Source organism: Mycobacterium sp. PDNC021, assembly GCF_048282635.1.
Taxonomy (GTDB): Bacteria; Actinomycetota; Actinomycetes; order Mycobacteriales; family Mycobacteriaceae; genus Mycobacterium; species Mycobacterium llatzerense.
In genome coordinates, this window is record NZ_CP182502.1 from 5,236,660 (window position 1) to 5,259,273 (window position 22,614).

Consider the following 22,614-nt stretch of genomic DNA (forward strand, 5'->3'; position numbering starts at 1 on the left):
CACCGACAAAGTGGGATCAGCGCAGGGTGTTCATCGCCGGACGGTCGATCAGCGACACCGTCGACGTCCGCGGCGTGTAGGCGTCGCCGTCGAGGAAGAACTGGGTCAGCCCGACGCCGGAGTCGCTGATGCCGCAGCGCGACAGCAGGGTGGCGATCACCTGACGGCTCATCGCGGCCAGCTCGGTCAGCGGCCGGTTGCGATGCGTGCGCACCCCGAGGTTGACCTGAGCGATGGCGTCGAGGCCCAGCTTGTCATAGGTGTCGATCAGCAGGCCGATCTCGACGCCGTAGCCCGGCGCGAACCCAACCGACGTCAGCAGCTCCCGGGTACCGGCGTACTCGCCGCCCAGCGGCTGCAGCAGGCAGGTCAGCTCGGGCCGCAGGGACGCGAGCAGCGGACGTGCCACCAGCTCGGTGACCCGGCCGCCGCCGTTGGCGTCCTCGCCGCCGCTGATCTTCAGCGGCCGCCGGTAGAAACCCTTGACCAGATGCACGCCGTCGGCCAGCAGCAGCGGCCCGAGCAGCTTGGGCACGAACATCGGATCGGGGTCGAGCAGGTCGGAGTCGACGAACACGACGATGTCGCCGGTCGTGGCCGCCAGCGAGCGCCACAGGGCCTCGCCCTTGCCAGGCTGGACCGGCACCTCGGGCAGAGCCTGTTCGCGGCTGACGACCCGCGCCCCGGCCTCGATGGCGCGCAGTTCCGTCTCGTCGGTCGAACCGGAGTCGAGGACCACGAGCTCGTCGACCAGGCCACCCACCAGCGGGCTGATGCTGTCGATGACGTCGGCGACGGTATCTTCCTCGTTCAGCGCGGGCAGCACGACGGAGACGGTGCGGCCGGCCTTGGCGGCCTCGAGCTCGGCGATGGTCCACGTCGGCCGGCTCCAGCTGCGTTCCGCCAGCCAGGCATGGCGAGCGATGCCTTCTGCGGTCAATTCAGGACTTAGGGTCACGCGAGTCCCCTCACTGTTCGGCTCGGTGGACGCCCGCCCTGGATCGACGCGACCATTTCCAGGACGCGCCGGGTGGGGCCCACCTCATGCACCCGGAACATGGCGGCGCCGTCAGCGGCGGCAAGTGCCGTCGCGGCCAGCGTCCCCTCCAGGCGCTCGGTCAGTTCGACTCCTAAAGTCTCCCCTACGAAATCCTTGTTACTCAGGGCCATCAGCACTGGCCATCCGGTATTTACAAGATCTTTTACATGGCGCAACAAACTAAGACCGTGGTAAGTGTTCTTGCCGAAATCGTGCGTCGGGTCGATCAGGATGGCGTCCTTGCGGACGCCCACGGAAACGGCATGCGCTGCCGCGGCGGTCACTTCGGCGATGACGTCGTCCACCACACCGCGTTCGGTGACGCCGTAGTTGACGCGAAAGGGCCGGGTCCGCGGCACTGCCCCGCCGGTGTGCGAGCAGACCAGCCCGGCCCCGAATTCGGCGGCCACCTCGGGCAGCCCGGGATCGGCGCCGGCCCAGGTGTCGTTGATCAGGTCGGCCCCGGCCGCGCAGGCTTGCTTGGCCACGTTCGCCCGCCAGGTGTCGACGCTGATCAGCTGGTCGGGGTACTCACCGCGGAGCCATTCGATGAACGGCACAACGCGCGCGATCTCCTCGTCGGCGTCGACGGTGCTGCCCGGCCCCGCCTTCACGCCGCCGATGTCGATGACGTCGGCCCCGTCGGCGATCTTCTGGTGCGCTGCGTCCTTGGCTGCGCCGTCGCTGAAGGTCGCCCCCCGGTCATAGAAGGAATCCGGGGTGCGGTTGACGATCGCCATGATCAGCGCGCGATCGCCGGCCACCTGGCGACCCAGGAACTGGCCCCTTGCGGAGGACTGCACGGCTCCCAGGCTAACCGGAAGTCTCGGACGCGCCGAATGTGCACTCAGCGCGCGGAGCCGCCGAAACGGGCGCGCTGACGGCACATTCGCTGCCCGCGACGGCCGCCAATCGCCCCGGGAGTCACACCGGCACCATCAGCGGCCCATCGGGCTAGCGCGGCTTCTTGCCGTCCTTCACCTCGGCCGGGTACTCCGGGTAGAACGGCACGTAGCCGTCCTCGCGCCCCGCCAGCACGTAGATCGGGTCCGATACCTCGGCGCCGTAGCCCTGTTTGCGCAGGTCGACCTTCTGGTTCTTGAACGTCGAGGTGTGCGCCAACGCGGGCACGATCCGGATGAACAGCGGTACCGCATAGGCCGGCAGGTGCTCGAAGCCGGCCTTGGCCAGCGCGGCGCCGTCGAATTCGGCACCGTCGCGCAGCTGCACCGATGCCATCCCGGCGCGGCCGCCGCAGCCCGGCACCTCGACGCCGTAGACCGTGCACTCCTCGACCTGGTCGTCGCCACCGAGCGCGGCCTCGACCTCGGTGGTGGCGACGTTCTCGCCCTTCCACCGGAAGGTGTCACCGAGACGGTCGGCAAACGCGGCGTGCGCGAAGCCCTGCGACCGCATGAGGTCGCCGGTGTTGAACCAGACGTCGCCGTCCTTGAACGCGTTGCGCACCAGCTTCTTCTCGCTGGCCGACTTGTCGGTGTAGCCGTCGAACGGCTGCAGGTTGTTGACCTTGCTGAGCAGCAGGCCCGGTTCGCCGCGCTTGACCTTGCGCAGCCGGCCGTCGGGGCCACGGGCCGGCTCACCGGTCTCCAGGTCGTATTCGACGTACACGACCGGCGACGGGCAGATGCCCGTGGTCTTGTCGATGTTGAAGACGTTGACGAAGCCGGTGTTGCCCTCGCTGGCGGCGTAGAACTCGCACACGCGCTTGATGCCGAAGCGGGAGGTGAACTCGTCCCAGATCGCGGGGCGAAGACCGTTGCCGGCGATGACCCGGACCTGGTGCGCCCGGTCGGTCGCCTTGGGCGGCTGGTTCAGCAGGTACCCGCAGATCTCGCCGATGTAGATGAAGGCGGTGGCGTCGTACTTGATGACCTCGTCCCAGAAGCGCGAGGCCGAGAACGACTTGCCCAGTGCCAGCGCGGCGCCGGCGTTGAGGGCCGACGACGTTGCGACGGTGAGGGCGTTGTTGTGGTACAGCGGCAGGCAGCAGTACAGGGTGTCGCTGCTGTTCAGGCGCAGTCCCAGCCCGCCGAACCCACCGAGCGCGCGCAGCCAACGGTAGTGCGTCATCACGCTGGCCTTCGGCAGGCCGGTGGTGCCCGAGGTGAAGATGTAGAACGCCTTCTCCTTGGCCAGGATCTGGCTGGTGCCCGCCGGGTTGGCGGTCGACTGGCCGACGGCGAGCTCGCGCAGCTCCTCGACCGAGACCAGGCCCTGCGTCAGCTCCGGATCGGCACCGCACTCGGTGACGGGCTCGACGAAGTCCGCCTCGGCGACCAGGACCTTGGCGCCGAGCAGGCCCAGGCTGTGTGCCAGCACGTTGCCGCGCTGGTTGTAGTTGATCATCCCGGCGATCGCGCCACACTTGACCGTCGCCAGCATCAGCAGCACCGCGTCCGGCGAGTTGCGCAGCATGATGCCGACCACCGAGCCCGGCCCGACGCCCTTGGCCGCCAGCACCGACGCGTAGCGGTTCACCGTCGCGTTGGCCTGGCCGTAGGTGATGCGCTGGTCGTCGAACTTGATGAAGACCTTGTTCTTGTTCGCTTCGGCGCGTTCCTGGAACACCTTGCCGATCGATGTCTTCGCCGTCGGGCTGGCACCGAAACCGGTGATCAAGCCCCGAGCGATCACCGGAGCGTCAGCCAGGAAGCCCGGCAGTTGCTTGGCGATGTCCAGCAGGCCGACGCCGGTGCGTGAAGTGTCGTCACTCATGCGTGGTGAGCCTAGTGAGCGATGTGACCGGGTGCACAAGCAGCTATCGCCTCGTCGACGTCACGGGCGACCACGAGCCGGTCGAGCGCGGCCTGTTGCACGTATCCGGTGTCGACCAGCGTGTGCAGCCAGGTCAGCAGGCCGTCGTAGTGGCCGTGCGGATCGAGCATCACCAGCGGCTTGTCGTGCATGTTGAGGTAGCCGGCCGTCCAGGCCTCGAAGAATTCCTCCAGGGTGCCGATGCCGCCGGGCAACGCGATGAACGCGTCGGAGCGGTCCTCCATGATCTGCTTCCGCTCGCGCATGGTGTCGGTGACGATGAGTTCGGCGGCGTTCACGTCGGCCAGTTCGCGGTGCACCAGTTTCTTCGGGATGACGCCGACGGTGCGGCCGCCGTTCTCCCGGGCGCCGTCGGCGACGGCGCCCATCGCCGAGACGTTGCCGCCGCCGGACACCAGGGTCCAGCCTTTCGCGGCAATGGCCCGGCCGACGTCGGCGGCGAGAGCGAGCAATTCGGGATGACGGGGACCGGCGGCGCAGTAGACACAGACGGCATAAGAGTTTTCGGGGATGTTGTCGGCCAGCACAGCACAACGCTAATCGAGCCGTGCCGTCCGGCGCTCAGCCATAGGATCGGATCGTGGTGCTCAGCCAGCTGAAAGCGGGCGTCGAATCCGGGGCCGGTGCGCTGCTGACCGGTGCCCGTGGGTCCGGCAAGACCGCGGCGGCGCGGGCGGCGTACGAGGAGCTGGCACCGGGGTTCGAGCGAGCGGCCTGGATTGCCGGCAGCGCGGCCGATTCGTGCGTGCCGTTCGCGGCGTTCGAGCGGTTGTTCACCGTGCCCGAGACCGGGCGGACGGTGCAGGTGTTGCGAGCGGCGCGGGAGGCGCTCGGGACGGGACTGCTGCTGGTCGTCGATGACGGGCATCTACTGGACCGGCTCTCGGCGTCGCTGGTGTATCAGCTCGCGGTGTCCGGCGCGGCCCGGGTCATCGTGACAGCGGAAGCGAATCAGTCTCTGCCCGAGGGCATTTCGTCGTTGGCGCGGGACCGGTTGGCGGTTCCGGTGGCGGCTGACGGGCCGGGCTCGTCTGCCGCGTTCGAGGCGCCGGAGCTGCCACCGTTGGACGGCGATGGCGTCGTCGCCCGGCTGCGGCGCGCGGTGCGGGCACTCGACGGCGGTGCCGCTGCGCGGGTGGCCGAGCTGGCTGCCGCCGCCGACGATGCCCTGCGCCTGGGCGATCTGGAGTTGGCCGAACGGCTGGGTCGGGCCGCACTGCCGGCCGGCGGCCTGGCCACCCGGGTGACGTTGAGCTACGCGCTGGCCTGGCAGGGTCGCGGCCTGGACGCCGATGCCGTGCTGGCCGAGGTCGATCCGGCGGCGCTGACCGAGCCGGCATTGATGACGTGGGCGCTGCCCCGCGCGGCCAATCAGTTCTGGATGCTGTCCGAGCCCGAGCGCGCGACGGCCTTCCTCCGCACCATCCGAAGCCGGGTACAGACCACGGCCGCGCAGGTCACGTTGGACGCGCTGTCGGCGACGTTCGCGATGAACGCGGGCAATCTCGGCCGGGCCATGCAGCTGGCCGACTCGGTGCTGGCCAGTGACGACCCGAGCGACACCGCCGTCGGCTGGGCGGCGTCGGCGGCGGCGCTGAGTTGCGCCCGCACGGGCCGGTTGACCGAAGTGGACGCCTTCGCCGAACGTGCCCTGGCCGCCGGGCAACCGGGGTTGCTGCGGTTCACCAGTGGCTTCGGGCAGACGACGGCCCTCTTGCTGGACGGGGCACCGGACCAGGCTCAGGAACTGGCCCACGAGTTGATCGACTTCACCCAGTCGCAGCAACCCGGGCGGGCCATCGGCGAGGTGCTGCTGGCCGACGTGTTGATCGCGCGAGGCGAACTCGACTCCGCGATCGAGCTGCTCGGCGATGCCGCAAAGGTGCTGGCACCCACCGGATATTCGTGGGGTCCGCTGGCGTGGATGCTGCTGGCGCAGGCGCTCGGCCGGCGCGGAGCGACCGCCGAGGCCGGCCGCGCCCTGGCCCGTGCCGAGGCTCGGCACGGGCTGAAGTCGATGTTGTTCGCCCCCGAATTGGCGCTGGCCCGCGCCTGGACCAACGCGGCTCGGCGGGATCAGCACGGCGCCGTGGCCGCTGCCCGCGAGGCGTTCCGCGCCGCCGAGCGGGGCGGCCAGTCGGCCGTGGCCCTGCGCGCGCTGCACGACGCGGCGCGCCTGGGCGATGTCCGGGCCGCCGGCTGTTTCGACCGCGTCAGCGTCGACTGTGCCTTCGGCCGGCAGGCCCGCGCGGTGGCGACGGGGGTCGCCGCCGAGCGCGCCTGACCATTTGCCGCACGGCCGGTCGTCCGACCCGCCATAGGATTGACCGCAACAGGTCATCGAGGGAGCAGGTCATGGGCGATCCGCTGTACGTCAATACCGAGGGTGTGTTGGGCATGGCCCGGGTGCACGACGCGGTCGCCGCGGGGCTCGGACAGCTGCAGAACGGCGGCGGTCTGGGGCAGTCGGTCGGCCCCGCGACCACACACGGGTTGATCGCCTTCGGGATGAATTCGGCGCTCGGCGGGGTCATGGCACGGCGGGACAACATCCTGCAGTCGACGGGTGCGGCAGGCCAGCAGATGTCCGAGCGGTTGCACCGCGCCGCCGAGTCCTACCGGGCCGGCGACGAGCAGGGCGCGCGTGGCCTGTCCTCGGCAGCCGAGGGCATCCCAGGGGGTGGCAGTGGCGTCAGTGCCGGCACGCCGGGTGGCCTCGGCGCGGCGGTGCCGGGCAGCCCGGCCGCCGGTGGTGGTGACGTGGCGCAGACGCTCGGGCAGGTCGGCCAACAGGCCGGGCAGATCGCCCAAGGCGTGGCGCAGTCGTTGGGTCAGATTCCGGGCCAGTTGGCGCAGAGCGTCAGTGGCGTATTGGGAGGACTGCTCGGCGGGCTGGGCGGGGCCGACGGTGCCGGCGCCGGGCACGCCGCGGGAGCTGGGCTCGGCGGACTGAGCGACCCCAGCGGCGTGGATACCGTTGGGGAACACGATAAGTCGGATGATGACGATCGCGACCGGGAGCGGCGGGACCCTGAGCGTCACGAAAAGGGCGAGGACGACAAACGGATCCTGTCGGTTGAGCACCGCGGCCAGTCCGGTGCTGCCGATGCGGAGTCGGCAACCGGGCCGGCAGGCGCGACTCCCCCGCCGCGCCGCCCGGCCCAGACCCGGCCGCAGGACATCTAGCGCGATTCGCCGCCACTATGGCCGCAGCCGTACCTCTCTCTAGGACATGTTCGATCTGAACCCGTCAGCTTTCCCTGACGTCAAGGAAAGCTGACGGCCGCCAACCGAACTGGGGGTACAGACCGGCTGGCGCCTCGAACGCCGACCTACCAGGCTCGGGTCGGGCTAGGGCAGCGTCATCCGGCGCTCGATGCCGATCGCCTCGAGGAAGCGTTCGTCATGGCTGACGACGATGAAGGCGCCGCGGTAGGCGTTCAGCGCGGATTCCAGTTGCCCGACGCTCACCAGATCCAGGTTGTTCGTCGGTTCGTCGAGCAGCAGCAGGTGCGGCGCCGGTTCCGCGTACAGCACGCAGGCCAGCGTCGCGCGCAGCCGCTCGCCGCCGGAGAGCACCGATACAGGTAGATCAATCCTGTTGTCCTGGAACAGGAACTGCGCCAGCAGGTGCCGCCTCCGCGTGATACTGAGGGTCGGCGCCCAGGACATCAGGTTCTCCAAGACCTTGCGCTGCTCGTCCAGTAGGTCGAGGCGCTGTGACAGGTACGCGACCCGGCCGTCGCCGCGAGTCAGGGTGCCGGCATCGGGCTCTATGTCGCCGTTGATCATCCGGAGCAGCGTGGACTTGCCCGCACCGTTACGACCGGTCAGGGCGATGCGCTCCGGGCCGCGGATGTCGAGGTCGATTCCGTTGTCGGCGAACAGCATCCGACCACCACGCTGGATGTTCAGGCCACTCGCACTCAGCACGGTACGGCCTGCGGGGACTTCCGTGTTCGGCAGATCGAGGGCGATGACGTCGTCGTCGCGCACCGCCCGTTCGGCGGCGTCGAGGCGCGCCCGGGCGTCGTCGACCCGGCGCGCATGGACCTCGTCGGCGCGGCCGGCCGATTCCTGGGCATTGCGTTTGAGCTTTCCGGCAACGATTTTCGGCAGTCCGGCGTCCTTCAGGTTGCGGGCGGCGGTGCCGGCTCGGCGGGCCGCGCGTTCCCGGGCCTGCTGCATCTGGCGCTTCTGAAGTTTGAGCTGCGACTCCGCATTGCGCATCTCATCTGCAGCGGCACGTTGCGCGTCGGCGACCGCGTCCTGGTACGCCGTGAAATTCCCGCCGTAGAACTGGACGTCACCGTCGCGCAGTTCGGCAATGCGATCCATCCGATCGAGCAGCGCACGGTCGTGGCTGATCAGCAGCAAGGCGCCCGGGTAGCGGTCGAGTTCGTCGTAGAGCCGTTGTCGTGCAGCAATATCCAGGTTGTTGGTGGGTTCGTCGAGCAGCAGGACGTCGGGCCGCCGCAGCAACTGCGCGGCCAGCCCGAGAGTGATCACCTCTCCGCCGGACAGCGCGCCGAGCACCCGGTCGAGGGGGACGTCGAGGCCGAGTCGCGCCAGCTGCGCCGCACTACGTTCCTCGATGTCCCACTCGTCGCCGATGGCGGCGAAGACAGCCTCGGACGCGTCGCCATCCGCCAGCGCCGTGAGCGCGGCCAAAATGGGTGCCACCCCGAGCATTTCGGCGACGGTCAGGTCTGTGGCGAACGGCAGCGTCTGCGGCAGGTAGCCCACCGACCCGTCGACGGTTACGCCGCCGCCGGTCGGCTGGAGCTCTCCGGCGATGAGTTTGAGCAGTGTGCTCTTACCGGCGCCGTTGGGAGCTACCAGTCCGGTGCGGCCGGCGCCGACGGTGAACGACAGATCCGAGAACACCTCGGTGTCATCGGGCCAGGAAAACGACAAATGGGCACAGGTGATAGAAGACATGCAAGAGCTCTCGTGAGAGTGACAGGGCGAGGGCGTACTCCGGTTATCCGGAGATGTCTTCTCCCAGCATGTTTTTCGGCCCACCTTCGTTGACAGCAGTTGCAAAACCCACCATACGCACGGGCGCAACTGATTTATCGTCGCTCAGTAGCCGCGCAGCTGATCCAGCTGTCGCCGTTCACGTTTGGTGGGCCGGCCGGCGCCCCGGTCCCGGATGGGCACCGCGGGCATCGTCTCTTTGGCCGGTGGCGGCGGGCTGCGGTCGATCAGGCATTCCGGCACGACGGCCGCGCCCACCCGCTTGGCGATCGGCCGGATGACCTCGACGATGCGCTCACGGCCCTCGATCCGGACGCGAACCTCGTCACCCGGACTGACCAGCTGGGCCGGTTTGACGGTGACGCCGTTGACGCGGACATGTCCGGCCCGGCACGCAGCGGCAGCGAGCGCCCGGGTCTTGGTGATCCGGACCGCGAAAATCCAGCTGTCGACGCGGACGCTACTCAACTTGTCAGGTACCGCCGCAAGATGTCGGTGACCGCGGTGATGTCCTGCGTCGACACCCGCTCGTCGACCTTGTGTGCGAGGTTCGGGTCACCCGGCCCGTAGTTGACCGCCGGAATGCCAAGGGCGGCAAAGCGCGCCACGTCGGTCCAGCCGTACTTGGCCCGCACCTGTCCCCCGGCGGCCGCCACCAGCGCGGCCGCGGCCGGTTGCGCCAGACCGGGCAGCGCACCCGCTGCGGAATCGGTCAGCTCGATGGTCACATCGAGACCGGCAAAGACCTCGTGCACGTGCGCGAGCGCCTGTTCGACGCTGCGGTCCGGGGCGAACCGGAAGTTGACGGTGACCGACGCGGCATCGGGGATGACGTTGCCCGCGATGCCGCCGTCGATCCGGACCGCGGAGAGGCCCTCGCGGTAGACGCAGCCGTCGATGTCGACCGAGCGCGACTGGTAGGCGGTGAGCCGATCCAGCACGGCGCCGAGCTTGTGAATCGCGTTGTCGCCCAGCCACGATCGCGCCGAATGCGCGCGCGTGCCGGTGGCGTGGATGATGACGCGCAACGTGCCCTGGCAGCCGGCTTCGATGAGGCCGCCCGAGGGCTCGCCGAGAATCGCGACGTCGGCCTTGAGCCAGTCGGGCAGTTCACGCTCGATACGACCGAGACCGTTGGCGCTGGACTCGATCTCTTCGCAGTCGTACATGACGAGGGTGATGTCGTGCGTCGGCTCGGCGATGGTGGCCGCCAGGTGCAGGAACACCGCGTCGCCGGCCTTCATGTCGGAGGTGCCGCAGCCCCAGAGTTCGTCGCCTTCGATTCGGCTGGGCAGGTTGTCGGCGGCGGGGACGGTGTCGGTGTGCCCGGCGAGCAGCACTCGCGACGGCCGGCCCAGGTTGGTCCGGGCCAGCACCGCGTCGCCGTTGCGAATCACTTCGAAGTGCGGGGCCTGCGCCTTGAGCGCGGTCTCGATCTCGTCGGCGATGAGCTGCTCGTGCCGCGATTCGCTGGGAATGTCGACCAGCGCGGCGGTCAGAGCGATCGGGTCTGCGGTGAGATCCAGCATTCAGCCAGGTTAGTCGGTCCGCTGGTTCAGGCGACGGCGCGCAGTGCCCGGATCGCCGGTGCCGTGGAGGCGCCCAGCAGGGTCGAGCGGTCGGCGGGGTAGCGCACGTCGATGACGGCATCGTCGCCGAACCGGTAGGGCTTACCAAGGATCAAGCCAGCCAATTGCTTTCGCATCCGGGAGAGTTCAGCGCGCACAGTGACCACCCGACTCCGGTCACCGTAGAGGTCCTCGGCCAGCTCCGATGCCGACCGACCGTTCCGGTGGATCGACAGGACCAGCAGGATCTCGGCGTGCCGCAGCGAGATGTCGTGGCGCCACCCACCGAACTGCCCCGCCATCTCGAGGACGGGCGCACCGCGCAGGTCCAGCACGACGCGGGTGGCGGTCGCGTCGTCGTCGGAGGCGGCAGTCGACGGCCGAACCAGCCAACCGCCGGGCAGCAGCTCGACATCGCACCGCCCCAACGTGGGGATCCAGACCCGGCCCGGAGCCAGTTCCTCGGGCAGCAGAATCCGGTTGTGCAGCGGCATCTGGTCGACGGCAGCCACCCAGCCGTCGGCATCGACCGCCAGTGCGGGACTGCCGATCCGGGCCAGGATCGGGGCAGCGACCATCCGCAGCCGGTTCAGCGTGCGATCGTGCTGCTCGCGCAGGTGCGCTTCGGCCAGCCGGGCGACTGCGTCGACCAGCGCGACGGTGGTGGGATGCACCGTCGCGGCCGGCCCGGAGACGTCGACGACGCCGATGACCTGGCCGGTGCGTGGGTCGCGGACCGGGGCGCCGGCACAGGTCCACGCGTGGTGGCTGCGCAGGAAATGCTCGGCGGAGAACACTTGCACGGCGCGGTTGGACGCCAGTGCGGTGCCGATGGCGTTGGTGCCGACGGCGCCCTCACCCCAGTTGGCGCCTTCGACGAACCCGAGCCGGTCGGCTTTACCCAGGACCGCCGGCGAACCCGAACGCCACAGCACCCGGCCCCGCGCGTCGGCCAGCACCAGGATGTTGTCCCCTTCGGCGACAATGGATTCCAGCCCGCGCGACACGTCGTCAAGCACCGTGAGCAAGCCCGATGCTTTTCGCAACGCATCCAGCCCGGTCGCTTCGATGACCGGCGGGATGTGGGTGTCCGGGTTGACGCCGCGGGCCAGCATGCGCTGCCAGGAGTCGCCGATCACATCGCGGGGCCGCGCCGGGGCGCGCCCGCCGGACATGGTGGCGTCGTAGACAGCCGACATCAACCGCGCGTAACTGCGCGGGTCCTCGCCAACAGCTACCGCTGGTTCAGGCACGGCCGGGCTCTGCATCATCGCCGATTGTGCTCCGCATGTCAGCGATAAACCAGACCGCCGTCGATCAGGCCGGCCTGCCCAGTCATGTAGTCGGCGTCGGGTCCGGCCAGATAGGACACGAATCCGGCTACGTCGTCAGGGGTTTCGGCCCGGCCCAGGGCAATCCCGCCGACGAACTTGGCGTAGGTCTCGCCCACCGGGGCGCCGGTCAGGTCGGCGAATCGCTGGTCGATCTCGACCCACATGTCGGTGCCCACCACGCCAGGACAGTATGCGTTCACGGTGATGCCGTCGGCGGCGTGTTCCTTGGCCGCGGCTTGAGTCAGGGCACGCACCGCGAATTTGGTGGCGCTGTACGGCCCGAGCATCGCGAACCCGTCATGCCCGGCGATCGACGAGGCGTTGATGATCTTGCTGATCGTCCCGTTGTCTTGATTGCCGAGTTCCTTGAATTTCGCGACGGCGCCGGTGACCAGGGCTACTTTGCCTGCCAGTGTCATTTCTGTTTCTCCGCTCATCGCGTCGGGTCGACCAAAACCTTCATCTTGTTCCCCGCATGCAGCGCTTCGAATCCTTCGGCGACCACATCACCGATCGGAATCTGGGCCACCCATCCGGTGGTGTCGTAGGCGCCCTGAGCCATCAATGCGATGACCGCCTCGAAGTCGGCGCCGGTGTAACACAGCGAGCCCTGGATGCGGGACTCGTTCATCACCAGGTTCAGAAGTGGTGTCTGCAATGGCTTTTCGTAGATCGCGACGCTCACCATGGGCTTGCGGGAGCCGACGCAGGCCAGTGCCGTCTCCACTGCGGGAGTGACGCCCGCGGCGTCGAACGCGGCGTCGGCCCCGGCGCCGTAGGTGTGGTCGGCGATCAAGCCGGGCACGTCGGTGGTCGTCGGGTCCAGCGTGGTGGCGCCGAGCGCTTCGATGGCGGCCCGCCGGACCGGCGACGGCTCGACGACGAAGACATCCTGAAGTCCCTTGCCGCGCAAGGCGAACCACAGTCCGATGCCGATGGGCCCGGCGCCGAAGACCATCGCGGTGTCGCCAGGGCTGACGTCGCCGAGGGTCGCCGCGTGGTAGGCCACCGACATCGGTTCGACGAGCGCCCCGAGTTCCAGCGAGACGTTGTCGGGCAGCCGGTGCAGCATGTTCGTCGGCACCACGGTGTATTCGGCCATGCCGCCGTCGGACATCAGGCCGTGGAAGCCGATCTGTTGACAGACGTTGTAGTTACCCGCCGCGCAGGGTCCGCAGTGGCCGCATTTGTAGATCGGCTCGACGGCCACCCGGTCGCCCTCGCGCCACTCGGTGACGCCGGCACCGACGGCCGTGATGGTGCCGGAGAATTCGTGGCCCAGCGTCAGCGGCAGCTCTTGATGGGTCAACGGATGCGGCTGGGTGGGGACGAAGATGGGGCCGGCGTAGTACTCGTGCAGGTCAGTGCCACAGATGCCGTTGAAGCCGACCTGGAGCTGAACCGTGCCCGGTCCGGGGTCCGGGACCGCGACATCCTCGACCGCGACTTTGTTGGGTCCGTAATAGACAGCTGCTCTCATGTCGCCAGTTCTATGTGACGGCGACCACACCTCGACAGAGTTGCAGGGGGTTGCAACGCTGCAACGTGGTGCAACTCTTGTCGGAGGTTGCGCCGCACGTATGTTCTGGATCACATGACCGCAACACTGGAACCCACCACCGCCATCTCGCCGCAGGAGCGCGTCGAGACCTGGCTCGCGAATTTCGAAACGGCGCTGGCCGCGCAGGACATCGACGGAGTCGCCGGGATGTTCGCCGTCGACAGCTTCTGGCGCGACCTCGTCGCGTTCACCTGGAATCTCAAGACCGTGGCGGGTCGCCACCAGATTGCCGGCATGCTGCGCGCACGGCTGGCCGACACCACCCCGTCCGGGTTCCGGACCCGGGAACCGGCCACGGCGGACGGCGATGTGACGTCGGCGTTCATCGAGTTCGAGACAGCCACCGGGCGCGGCTCAGGGCATCTGCGGCTACGTGGAGACGAAGGCTGGACGCTGCTGACGACGCTGCAGGAGCTCAAGGGCCACGAGGAGCGCAAGGGTGCGACGCGCGTGCTCGGCGCGGTGCACGGGTCCGATCCCGACCCGCGGTCGTGGGCCGAGAAGCGCGCTGAGGAAGAGGCGACGCTGGGTCGCGAGGCGCAGCCGTATGTGCTGGTGATCGGCGGCGGACAGGGCGGCATCGCACTGGGCGCGCGGCTGCGTCAGCTCGGGGTGCCGGCCATCGTCGTCGACAAACACGAGCGGCCCGGCGACCAGTGGCGGGGGCGCTACAAGTCCCTGTGCCTGCACGACCCCGTCTGGTACGACCACCTGCCCTACCTGCCGTTCCCCGCCAATTGGCCAGTGTTCGCGCCGAAGGACAAGGTCGGCGACTGGCTGGAGTTCTACACGCGCGTCATGGACGTGCCGTACTGGTCGCGCACCGAATGCCTTTCGGCCACTTACGATTCCGACGCGGGCCACTGGACCGTCGAAGTCAACCGCGACGGCGAGCGGCTCACTCTCCACCCGACGCAACTGGTGCTGGCGACAGGCATGTCCGGAAAGCCCAGCATCCCAACACTTCCAGGCCAGGACGTCTTCGCCGGGGAACAGCACCACTCGAGTCAGCACCCCGGGCCCGATCGATACGTCGGCAAGAAGGTCGTCGTGGTGGGGTCCAACAACTCCGCGCACGACATCTGTAAAGCCTTGTACGAGAACGGCGTCGACGTGACGATGCTGCAGCGGTCGTCGACGCACATCGTCAAATCGGATTCGCTGATGGACCTCGGCCTCGGCGATCTGTACTCCGAGCGCGCGGTGGCTGCCGGCATGACGACCGAGAAGGCAGACCTGACCTTCGCATCGCTGCCCTACGCCATCATGGCCGACTTCCAGCGGCCTATCTACGACGCGATCCGGTTGCGGGACAAGGACTTCTACTCGCGCCTCGAAGCCGCAGGCTTCGAGCTGGACTTCGGCGACGACGACTCCGGACTGTTCATGAAGTACCTGCGCCGCGGCTCGGGCTACTACATCGACGTCGGCGCGTGCGAGCTGGTGGCCGACGGCTCGATCAAGCTGGCCCACGGCCAGGTCTCGCACCTGACGGCAGACGCGGTGGTCCTCGCCGATGGCACCGAGCTGCCGGCCGACGTCGTCGTCTACGCGACCGGCTACGGCTCGATGAACGGCTGGGCCGCCGACCTGATGGGTCAGGAGATCGCCGACCGGGTCGGCAAGGTGTGGGGCCTGGGCAGCGGGACCGCCAAGGACCCCGGCCCCTGGGAGGGCGAGCAGCGCAACATGTGGAAGCCGACCCAGCAGGAGAACCTGTGGTTCCACGGCGGCAACCTGCACCAGTCGCGGCACTACTCGCTCTACCTGGCCCTGCAGCTGAAGGCGCGCTACGAAGGCATCCCCACGCCGGTCTTCGGCCTGCAGGAGGTCCATCACCTGCAGTGAGCTGGTTCTCTCGCGAGCAGACATAAAACTGTCGTCTTCCTGGCGAAAACGACAGTTTTGTGTCTGCTCGCGAGTGGGTGGTAGCCCCTGCGCGGCACTGGTTCAGTAACCTTGGCCAACGTGACTTCTGCATCTGGCATCGGCATCGCGACCATCACCGCCGACGGAACGGTCCTGGACACCTGGTTCCCCGCTCCGGAGCTCTCGGCCGACGCCGCGGCCGGCCCGGTCCCCGCTGAGCTGGAAGCGCTCGTCGGCACCGATGAGGACCGTGGCGTGCGCACCGAGGTCGTGCGCACCACCGTCACCTCGCTCGACGACAAGCCGGCCGACGCACACGACGCCTACCTGCGGCTGCACCTGCTCTCGCACCGGCTGATCGCGCCCCACGGCGCCAACATGGACGGCATCTTCGGCCTGCTGACCAACGTGGTGTGGACCAACTTCGGCCCCTGCGCGGTCGAGGGCTTCGAGACCGTCCGCGCCAAGCTGCGCCGCCGCGGCACCGTCACCGTCTTCGGCGTCGACAAGTTCCCGCGCATGGTCGACTACGTGCTGCCGACCGGCGTGCGCATCGCCGACGCCGATCGCGTCCGCCTGGGCGCGCACCTCGCGTCGGGCACCACCGTCATGCACGAGGGCTTCGTCAACTTCAACGCCGGCACCCTGGGCACCTCGATGGTCGAGGGCCGCATCTCGGCGGGCGTCGTCGTCGATGACGGCTCCGACGTCGGCGGCGGCGCGTCGATCATGGGCACGCTGTCCGGCGGCGGCAAAGAGGTCATCTCGGTGGGCAAGCGCTGCCTGCTGGGCGCCAACGCCGGCCTGGGCATCTCGCTGGGCGACGACTGCGTCATCGAGGCGGGCCTCTACGTCACCGGCGGCACCAAGGTGACCACCGCCGACGGTCAGACCATCAAGGCCAAGGAGCTGTCCGGCTCTAACAACCTGCTGTTCCGCCGGAACTCGGTCAGCGGCGCGGTCGAGGTCGTCAAGCGCGACGGCACCGGCATCACCCTCAATGAGGTGCTGCACGCCAACTAGTTCTGCCCGCCGAGCCTGAGCTGGTGCGCCAGCTCGGGCTCGGCTTTTTCAGGCCCAGGGGCCGACGCCGGTCACCTTCTCGATGGTGATGCGGGTCAGGAATCCCGGCGGCGCTTCGGCCGGCGGGAACTGGCCGTTGAACTCCGGTGCCATCACGTTGGTCAGCCGGGTCAGCACGTCGGGTGCCCCGCCCTCGACGATGCGTGCGGTGCCGCTGATCGCGAGATAGGGATTGACCGATGCCGCTCCCCGGTCAGTACCGATGATGGTGACCGCGACCCTGGGGTCGCGGCGCATGTTGCGCAGCTTCTTGTAGTCGGCGAGATGGGCGCTGACCAGTTCGTCGCCTTGCAGTTCCACCCACACCACCGAAACCTGTGGGCTGCCATCGGCATTCAAAGTCACGAGCGTCGCGTTGGCCCCGTCGCCGATGAGGGCGCGGGCTTCGTCTGTGAGTTGCATGGCATCTACAAGGTATCTGCTTGCCCAGCCATTCCCGCCGAGAATGAGCTCGTGCGCGTGGATTCGCCCGGCTCGCGTACGGAACCGCACAGTCGGCGACCATCGGGGAGATCGTCGCCGGGAAGTTGGAGGTTTTCCCCGGGGACATCGGCGCACATTCATCACTAGCGTCAATCCGGTGAGCACGACGACCGGCGACGCGGACACCTTGACAACCAGTAACCCCGACGAGATCTCGGCGCCCGAATGGACCGGCAAGCAGAAGCTGGCGTTCCGGCTGTTGTTCACCATCGGCGGCGGAATCCTGATCCTATCGGTGTACGGCAATCTGGGCCTGAGCCTATTGATGGCCCCGCTTCTTCAGGGGCTCGCAAACCTGGGCAGTTTCGTCACCCGCGGCGAGGGCGCGTACCTGAACATCAACGGCGGCGCTGATTCCATGGCGGAGTGGTGCCTGCACCTCGGCTGGATCCTGGTGGCCCTGGTGATCACCGCGGTGTGGACTGCGCTGGACCGGCGCAGGCCCAACTACCGTTCCCTCGCCTCCCTGCTGCTGGTGTTCGCCCGGTTCGGCTTGGCGATCTCGATGCTGTTCTACGGTCTGGCCAAGCTTATTCCGACGCAGATGGCCTACATGATGCTGCCTGGCTATCAGATCCAGATGGTCGGCGACGTCAGCCTGATGAACACGTTGTGGGGTTTCATGGGCGCCTCCGACCCCTACTCGGTGGCCGCCGGTCTCGTCGAATTCGTTGCCGGCGTGCTGCTTCTGTGGAATCGGACGTGGCTGTTGGGCGCGCTGATCGCGATCGGCGCCATGGGGCAGGTGTTCCTGCTCAATCTGTTCTACGACGTTCCGGTGAAACTGGTGTCCGGAGCCCTGTTCTTCATCTCCGTCGCGATCACCACGCCGTACTGGCGGGGCCTGGCGCAAATGGTGTTCCAGCGTGGCACTCCCGAACCGGTCGTGCTGTGGCCGGCACTGGGCTCCGGCAGGGGATGGCTGCGCCGCACCGGCACCGTGGCGAAGTTCACCATCGCAGCCGTCGTCGGCGCGCTGGTAACCACTCTGAGCATCGTCACGTTCTACGACATTCGGCACAGGGAATCGGACATCGACGGAGTTTGGCGTGCAACGTCATTCACGGTCGACGGCAAAGAGGCGACGCTGCAGCAGACGTCTCCTGCGCCGTGGACCAACGTCGCGATCGCCGACCGGGTCGACGACTACACCAGCTTCGTCACCCAGGTTCCCGCCGGCTACGTCACCGTCTACCTGTTCGAGATCCACGACGACCGACTGGAGATCAAGAAGCACGAATCGGATCCGCCCATCGTGCTGCACTTTCGTCTGGACGGTCCCGACCGGCTGATGTTGACCGGCATGGTCGACGGCAAGCACATCGAGGGCGACTACCAGCGACGGCACATGCAGCGCAGCGAATCTCACTTCCGGCTGATCCAGCCGGAGATCGAGGGTGGACCGGCCAGTCGTCTGCCCTAGATCTCGCAGCCGGTGACGGTGCGGGCGTAGGAGTACAAACACGCCTTCACCTCGTCGCGGCCGCGGCGTCCGGACAGCACCTCCATCTGATAACCGTCCTCCATCGCGACGACGTTGCCTGCGAGTAGGCGCGGCGGGTCGGTCAGGGTGAAGTGGCCCTGTGTCTCCCCAAGCACGAAAATCGTGCTGTAGACCGCGATCTGGCGCTCCTGGAGAGAAGAGTCGAGGACCGCAGCCTTGGGGTCGCGCAACGATCGCGGCCAGAACTCGAACAGCAATCGGACGAGTTCGTCGTCGGGGCCGCTGGCCACCCCGTGGTCGATGCTGGCCCGAAGTCGATCACGCGCATCGGGGAACCGTTCGGCGACGCGCTCGCGGTCGGAGCTAAATCGCTCGATCGCCTGTTGGTAGGTGTTGTAGGTCAGGGCATCGACGTCGCCGTAGTAGAGAACGGCTGCAGGGGTGACACCTGCCTGCTCGGCGATGTCGCGTAGCCGTACGCCCTCCAGACCGCGGGTCAACACGGCGCGGCGTACGGCGTCGCCGAGGGCCAGACGTCGAGCTTCCTGGTCCTTCTTTCGTGCCACTGGTCGCCCTTCCGCTCCCGGATCCTTACATCGAGATTTAAAGCATAGCCGTGCAGCTATTGACGACTAGCTCACACTTTTGTTAAATATTTATTTAAGAAATCCATCAGCCAAGGAGCACGCCTTGTCCGTACCCACCACCGCCGACGCCACGTCGGACAAGGGCCTGCGCTCCGACTCCGTCGGTCTCTTCGCGGTCGTCGCACTCGGCCTGTCCTCGGTGGCGCCGGCGTACAGCATCGCCGTCACGCTCGGCTTCGTCGTCATCGTCGTCGGGCACCTGGCTCCGGCCGCCCTGTTGGCCGGATTCGTGCCGATCCTGCTGACAGCCTTCGCCTTTCGTGAGCTGAACCGGGAGATGCCCGACTGTGGCACCACGTTCGTGTGGAACACCAGGGCGTTCGGGCCGTACGCCGGTTGGCTCTCGGGCGGCTGGGTTCCTCTGATCGCGACGGTCATTGCGATGACGGCGCTGGCCCGTGTCGGCGCAGGCTATCTGCTGACACTGTTGGATCTGGACTCGTTTGCGCACAACGACTTCGCGGTGATCGCGACGGCGGTCGTGCTCCTCGCCGTCGTGACCGCCATCGCCTATCGCGGGCTACAGATAGCCGCCGAGGTGCAATACGTGCTCCTGGGGCTGCAACTGGTCGCCCTCTTCGGCTTCGGTGCTGCCGCCTTCGCCCGCCCAGGCGCCGAGACGCCAAGTCTGTCCTGGCTCAATCCATTGGCGTTCGACGGCTTCGGGCCGTTCGCCGAAGCAGTGCTGCTGTGCCTGTTCATCTACTGGGGCTGGGACGCGCTGATCACCGTCAACGAGGAGACCAAGGACAAGGACAAGACGCCAGGGCGCGCTGCGGTGATCTCCACCCTGCTCCTGCTAGGGACCTATCTGTTCACCGCGTTCGCCGCCATCAGCTTCGCAGGCACCGGGACCGACGGACTGGGTCTCGGCAACGCCGACAACGCGGCCGACGTGCTGGCCACCCTCGGCCCCCCGGTGTTGGGCACCGCTCTGGCGAAGGTGGTCGAGCTCGCCATCTGCGTCTCTGCGATCTCGGCGTTGCTGACTTGCGTGATCAGCAGCCCGCGCGGCGCCCTGTCGATGGGCGCTCATGGTGCACTTCCCAAGGCGTTCACCCGAATTCACCCGAAATTCCAAACCCCGGCATTCGGCACGGTGTTCTTCGGGGCCGCAGCTGCCGTCACGTTGACGGTGCTTGCCACGGTCTCGAAGAACTTCCTCGGCGATGCCATCCTCTCGATCGGTCTGCTGATCGCCTTCTACTACGGAGTGACCGGCCTTGCGTGCGTCTGGTACTTCCGACACCGGCTGGCCACGTCGGTCCGCGACCTGTTCCTCAAGGGCATCCTGCCGGCGATCGGCGGCCTGATCATGCTCACGGCGTTCGCCCGCAGCGCGCACGACATGCTGGCCCCGACGTACGGCGCGACGTCCTTCCACGGTGTCGGCGGGGTGTTCCTGCTCGGCGTCGGTGCCATCGTCGTCGGCGTGGCGGCACTGCTCGTCGTCCACACCCGCTTTCCCGACTTCTTTCGCGCTGGCCGCGGCGCCATCACCCACATCACCGTCACAGAGGACTGATCATGCGCACACTGACCATCGCCGCTATCCAGACAGCACCGGTTGCCTTCGATACCGCGGCCAGCTGGGAACGGTTCCGCTCACAGGTGCTCTCGGTTCGCGACACCTTTCCGCACGTCCAGCTGGTGGTGGTGCCCGAGCTGATGCTGGCCGCCGAGGCGCCACTACTGCAGGCCCGCGCAGAGTGGATGTACGACGTCGCCGAGCCCATCCCGGGCCCGACCATCAACCGGATCTGCGCGCTCGCCAAGGAGACCGGCTTGTGGCTGGTGCCCGGTAGCCTGTACGAAAGGGGCGACGACGGGCTGGTCTACAACACCGCGGTCGCGGTGTCGCCGCTCGGTGAGATCGCCGCGACGTACCGCAAGGTATTTCCGTGGCAGCCCTACGAGCAGACGACTCCGGGCAACGAGTTCGTCGTCTTCGACATCCCCGGCGTGGGCAGAATCGGCTTGGCAATCTGCTACGACGGCTCGTTCCCGGAGACGGCGCGTCAATTGGCTTGGCTCGGAGCCGAAGTGATCGTGCAACCGACGCTGACCACGACACGCGACCGCGAGATGGAGCTGGTGTGCGCCCGCGCCAACGCGTGGACCAACCAGGTCTACGTCGTCAACCTCAACGCGAGCGATCCCGCAGGCGTCGGAGCGAGTTGCATCGTCGACCCCGAGGGCACGGTGCGCCAACAGGCGACCACCGGCGAGGAGATCCTGATCGACTGTCTGGATCTGGACGCGGTGACTCGGGCGCGGGCCTACGGCACCTTCGGCCTCAACCGGCCGTGGGACCAAATCGCCAGGCACGGGGCAGATTTGCGCTTGCCGATGTACGACGGTCCGGGCATCCAGACGCCGCCATGGCACGGGGCCGATCAGGCGAATGCGGGCTAAACGAGGAGCTTCTTCTGCACCTTGCCCATGGCGTTGCGGGGCAAGCTGTCGACGAGGCGCACCTCGCGGGGCCGCTTGTGCACCGAAAGCTGTTGCGCCACAAAGTCGATGAGTTCCTGCGACGAGGCCGACCCGACCACGAACGCCACGATGCGCTGCCCCAGGTCATCGTCCGGCACGCCGACAACCGCGGCTTCGGCAACCCCGGGGTGGCCCAGCAGGACGGTCTCGATCTCGCCGGCGCCGACCCGGAAACCGCCGGACTTGATCAGGTCGACCGACTCGCGACCGACGATGCGGTGCATACCGCCCTCGTCGATGGCCGCGACGTCGCCGGTGCGGTACCAGCCGTCGTCGCCCAGCACCTCGGCCGTCGCCTCTGGGCGGTTCAGATAGCCAGTGAAGATCGTCGGCGCGGAAACCTTCAGGCGGCCAATGGTTTCCCCGTCGTGCGGCACCGCGGACCCATCTTCGGCGACCAGCCGCGTCTGCACGCCGTCCAACGGCAACCCGACCCAGCCGGGCCGGCGTTCGCCGTCGACCCGGGTGGACAGGGTGATCAAAGATTCGGTGCTGCCATAGCGCTCCACGGGCGCATGCCCGGTGAGCCGCGCGAGGTCGTCGAATACCGGCACCGGCAGCGCTGCGCTGCCCGACACCAGCAGTCGCGCTCCGCGGAGCGCCTCGGCGGCCGCAGCGTCGGCCACCACGCGGGACCACACGGTCGGCACGCCGAAGTACAACGAACCACCCGCGGCGGCGTAGGCGGCCGGCGTGGGTTTTCCGGTGTGTACGAAGCGATTTCCGATCCGCAGCGAACCCAGGAGGCCGAGAATCAAACCATGCACGTGGAACAGCGGCAGGCCGTGCACCAGGGTGTCGGCCGGGGTCCAGGCCCAGGCCTTGGCCAACGCGTCGATGTCGGCGGCGATGGCGCGACGGCTGATCACCACGCCTTTGGGCAACCCTGTGGTGCCAGAGGTGTACATGACCAGAGCGGTCGAATCCGGCGACGGTTCGGCGTAGCGATGCCAGGAGCGGGCGTGCAGCCGGACCGGGATGACCGGCAGCCCTTCGGTTTCGTCGGGCACCTCCCCCAGCCAGGCCTGCGCCCCGGAGTCGGTGATCATGTGCCGCCGTTCCGCCGCGCCGACGTCGGCGGGCACCGGAACCACCGGCACGCCAGCGATCAGGCAGCCCGCGACGGCGAGCACCGTCTTGGCCGTCGGCCGAGCCAGGACGGCTACCAGCGCAGCCCCGGCCACCCGCTCGGCCACCGACGTCGCAGCGCCTACCAGATCACTGCGCGACAGGACCGAGCCGTCGATACGCACCGCGTCTTCGAGGTCGTGCCCGGCGGCCACCACCGCGGGGTTCAGGGAGGTCAGCAGCATG

Annotated in this window: 19 protein-coding genes and 1 pseudogene; 7 read left to right on the forward strand and 13 right to left on the reverse strand. The window is 68.0% G+C overall.

Going from position 1 to position 22,614, the window contains the following annotated elements; translation table 11 throughout:
* Positions 1 to 16 precede the first annotated feature (16 nt).
* The 4 genes from ACNO8X_RS24960 to ACNO8X_RS24975 all read right to left on the reverse strand — a co-directional run bounded on the left by ACNO8X_RS24960 (position 17) and on the right by ACNO8X_RS24975 (position 4,362).
* Positions 17 to 940, reverse strand: a complete 924-nt coding sequence (locus ACNO8X_RS24960; RefSeq protein WP_418006026.1) for a glucosyl-3-phosphoglycerate synthase — start codon at positions 938 to 940, stop codon at positions 17 to 19.
* 14 nt (positions 941 to 954) lie between these two features.
* Positions 955 to 1,779, reverse strand: a complete 825-nt coding sequence (gene folP / locus ACNO8X_RS24965) for a dihydropteroate synthase (RefSeq protein ID WP_043984842.1) — start codon at positions 1,777 to 1,779, stop codon at positions 955 to 957.
* Positions 1,780 to 1,993: 214 nt separating this feature from the next.
* On the reverse strand, positions 1,994 to 3,775 hold the full coding sequence (fadD6, locus tag ACNO8X_RS24970; protein ID WP_418003175.1) for a long-chain-acyl-CoA synthetase FadD6: 1,782 nt from the start codon (positions 3,773 to 3,775) through the stop codon (positions 1,994 to 1,996).
* 11 nt (positions 3,776 to 3,786) lie between these two features.
* Positions 3,787 to 4,362 carry a TIGR00730 family Rossman fold protein gene (locus ACNO8X_RS24975; RefSeq protein WP_418003176.1) on the reverse strand — a complete coding sequence of 192 codons (576 nt, stop codon included), beginning with the start codon at positions 4,360 to 4,362 and terminating at the stop codon, positions 3,787 to 3,789.
* 101 nt (positions 4,363 to 4,463) lie between these two features.
* On the opposite strand from ACNO8X_RS24975, the gene ACNO8X_RS24980 reads away from it, so the two are divergent.
* Both ACNO8X_RS24980 and ACNO8X_RS24985 read left to right on the forward strand, forming a co-directional pair.
* Entirely contained in the window at positions 4,464 to 6,119 is a 1,656-nt protein-coding gene (locus tag ACNO8X_RS24980) for an AAA family ATPase (protein ID WP_418006027.1), read from the forward strand.
* Positions 6,120 to 6,190: 71 nt separating this feature from the next.
* Positions 6,191 to 7,021 carry a type VII secretion target gene (locus tag ACNO8X_RS24985; RefSeq protein WP_418003177.1) on the forward strand — a complete coding sequence of 277 codons (831 nt, stop codon included), beginning with the start codon at positions 6,191 to 6,193 and terminating at the stop codon, positions 7,019 to 7,021.
* Positions 7,022 to 7,186: 165 nt separating this feature from the next.
* Here ACNO8X_RS24985 and ACNO8X_RS24990 read toward each other — a convergent pair whose 3' ends face one another.
* The 6 genes and pseudogenes from ACNO8X_RS24990 to ACNO8X_RS25015 form a co-directional block, all read right to left on the reverse strand.
* Complete coding sequence (locus tag ACNO8X_RS24990; RefSeq protein ID WP_418003178.1) at positions 7,187 to 8,776, reverse strand: ABC-F family ATP-binding cassette domain-containing protein; 1,590 nt, start codon at positions 8,774 to 8,776, stop codon at positions 7,187 to 7,189.
* A gap of 144 nt (positions 8,777 to 8,920) precedes the next feature.
* The gene (locus ACNO8X_RS24995) at positions 8,921 to 9,283 is read right to left on the reverse strand and encodes an RNA-binding S4 domain-containing protein (protein ID WP_043395497.1); all 363 of its coding nucleotides are present in this window, start codon (positions 9,281 to 9,283) and stop codon (positions 8,921 to 8,923) included.
* Positions 9,280 to 10,344, reverse strand: coding sequence for a succinyl-diaminopimelate desuccinylase (gene dapE, locus ACNO8X_RS25000; RefSeq protein WP_418003179.1), 1,065 nt, complete (start codon positions 10,342 to 10,344; stop codon positions 9,280 to 9,282). Before dapE ends, ACNO8X_RS24995 begins: the two co-directional genes overlap by 4 nt.
* A 26-nt stretch (positions 10,345 to 10,370) precedes the next feature.
* Positions 10,371 to 11,651 carry a GAF domain-containing protein gene (locus ACNO8X_RS25005; RefSeq protein ID WP_418003180.1) on the reverse strand — a complete coding sequence of 427 codons (1,281 nt, stop codon included), beginning with the start codon at positions 11,649 to 11,651 and terminating at the stop codon, positions 10,371 to 10,373.
* Positions 11,652 to 11,674: 23 nt separating this feature from the next.
* Positions 11,675 to 12,100, reverse strand: a pseudogene (locus tag ACNO8X_RS25010) (SDR family oxidoreductase); the annotation flags it as partial.
* A gap of 50 nt (positions 12,101 to 12,150) precedes the next feature.
* Positions 12,151 to 13,197, reverse strand: coding sequence for a 2,3-butanediol dehydrogenase (locus ACNO8X_RS25015; protein WP_418003181.1), 1,047 nt, complete (start codon positions 13,195 to 13,197; stop codon positions 12,151 to 12,153).
* Between the two features lie 114 nt (positions 13,198 to 13,311).
* Here ACNO8X_RS25015 and ACNO8X_RS25020 point away from each other — a divergent pair, with 114 nt between their 5' ends.
* Positions 13,312 to 15,126 carry an NAD(P)-binding domain-containing protein gene (locus ACNO8X_RS25020; protein WP_418003182.1) on the forward strand — a complete coding sequence of 605 codons (1,815 nt, stop codon included), beginning with the start codon at positions 13,312 to 13,314 and terminating at the stop codon, positions 15,124 to 15,126.
* Between the two features lie 111 nt (positions 15,127 to 15,237).
* On the forward strand, positions 15,238 to 16,170 hold the full coding sequence (gene dapD, locus ACNO8X_RS25025; RefSeq protein WP_418003183.1) for a 2,3,4,5-tetrahydropyridine-2,6-dicarboxylate N-succinyltransferase: 933 nt from the start codon (positions 15,238 to 15,240) through the stop codon (positions 16,168 to 16,170).
* A gap of 48 nt (positions 16,171 to 16,218) precedes the next feature.
* On the opposite strand, the gene ACNO8X_RS25030 is transcribed toward dapD, so the two are convergent.
* On the reverse strand, positions 16,219 to 16,632 hold the full coding sequence (locus ACNO8X_RS25030) for a PPOX class F420-dependent oxidoreductase (RefSeq protein ID WP_418003184.1): 414 nt from the start codon (positions 16,630 to 16,632) through the stop codon (positions 16,219 to 16,221).
* Positions 16,633 to 16,810: 178 nt separating this feature from the next.
* On the opposite strand from ACNO8X_RS25030, the gene ACNO8X_RS25035 reads away from it, so the two are divergent.
* Positions 16,811 to 18,136 carry a hypothetical protein gene (locus tag ACNO8X_RS25035; protein ID WP_418003185.1) on the forward strand — a complete coding sequence of 442 codons (1,326 nt, stop codon included), beginning with the start codon at positions 16,811 to 16,813 and terminating at the stop codon, positions 18,134 to 18,136.
* On the opposite strand, the gene ACNO8X_RS25040 is transcribed toward ACNO8X_RS25035, so the two are convergent.
* A complete protein-coding gene (locus ACNO8X_RS25040; protein WP_267315307.1) occupies positions 18,133 to 18,723 on the reverse strand; it encodes a TetR/AcrR family transcriptional regulator in 591 nt (196 codons plus the stop codon). The two genes, ACNO8X_RS25035 and ACNO8X_RS25040, sit on opposite strands and share 4 nt — an antisense overlap.
* 124 nt (positions 18,724 to 18,847) lie before the next feature.
* Between ACNO8X_RS25040 and ACNO8X_RS25045 the strand changes: the two genes are divergently transcribed.
* Both ACNO8X_RS25045 and ACNO8X_RS25050 read left to right on the forward strand, forming a co-directional pair.
* Entirely contained in the window at positions 18,848 to 20,329 is a 1,482-nt protein-coding gene (locus tag ACNO8X_RS25045) for an APC family permease (RefSeq protein ID WP_418003186.1), read from the forward strand.
* 2 nt (positions 20,330 to 20,331) lie between these two features.
* Positions 20,332 to 21,219, forward strand: coding sequence for a carbon-nitrogen hydrolase family protein (locus ACNO8X_RS25050; protein ID WP_418003187.1), 888 nt, complete (start codon positions 20,332 to 20,334; stop codon positions 21,217 to 21,219).
* Here the strand turns inward: ACNO8X_RS25050 and ACNO8X_RS25055 are convergent.
* Complete coding sequence (locus ACNO8X_RS25055; protein WP_418003188.1) at positions 21,216 to 22,613, reverse strand: acyl-CoA synthetase; 1,398 nt, start codon at positions 22,611 to 22,613, stop codon at positions 21,216 to 21,218. The two genes, ACNO8X_RS25050 and ACNO8X_RS25055, sit on opposite strands and share 4 nt — an antisense overlap.
* Position 22,614 lies beyond the last annotated feature (1 nt).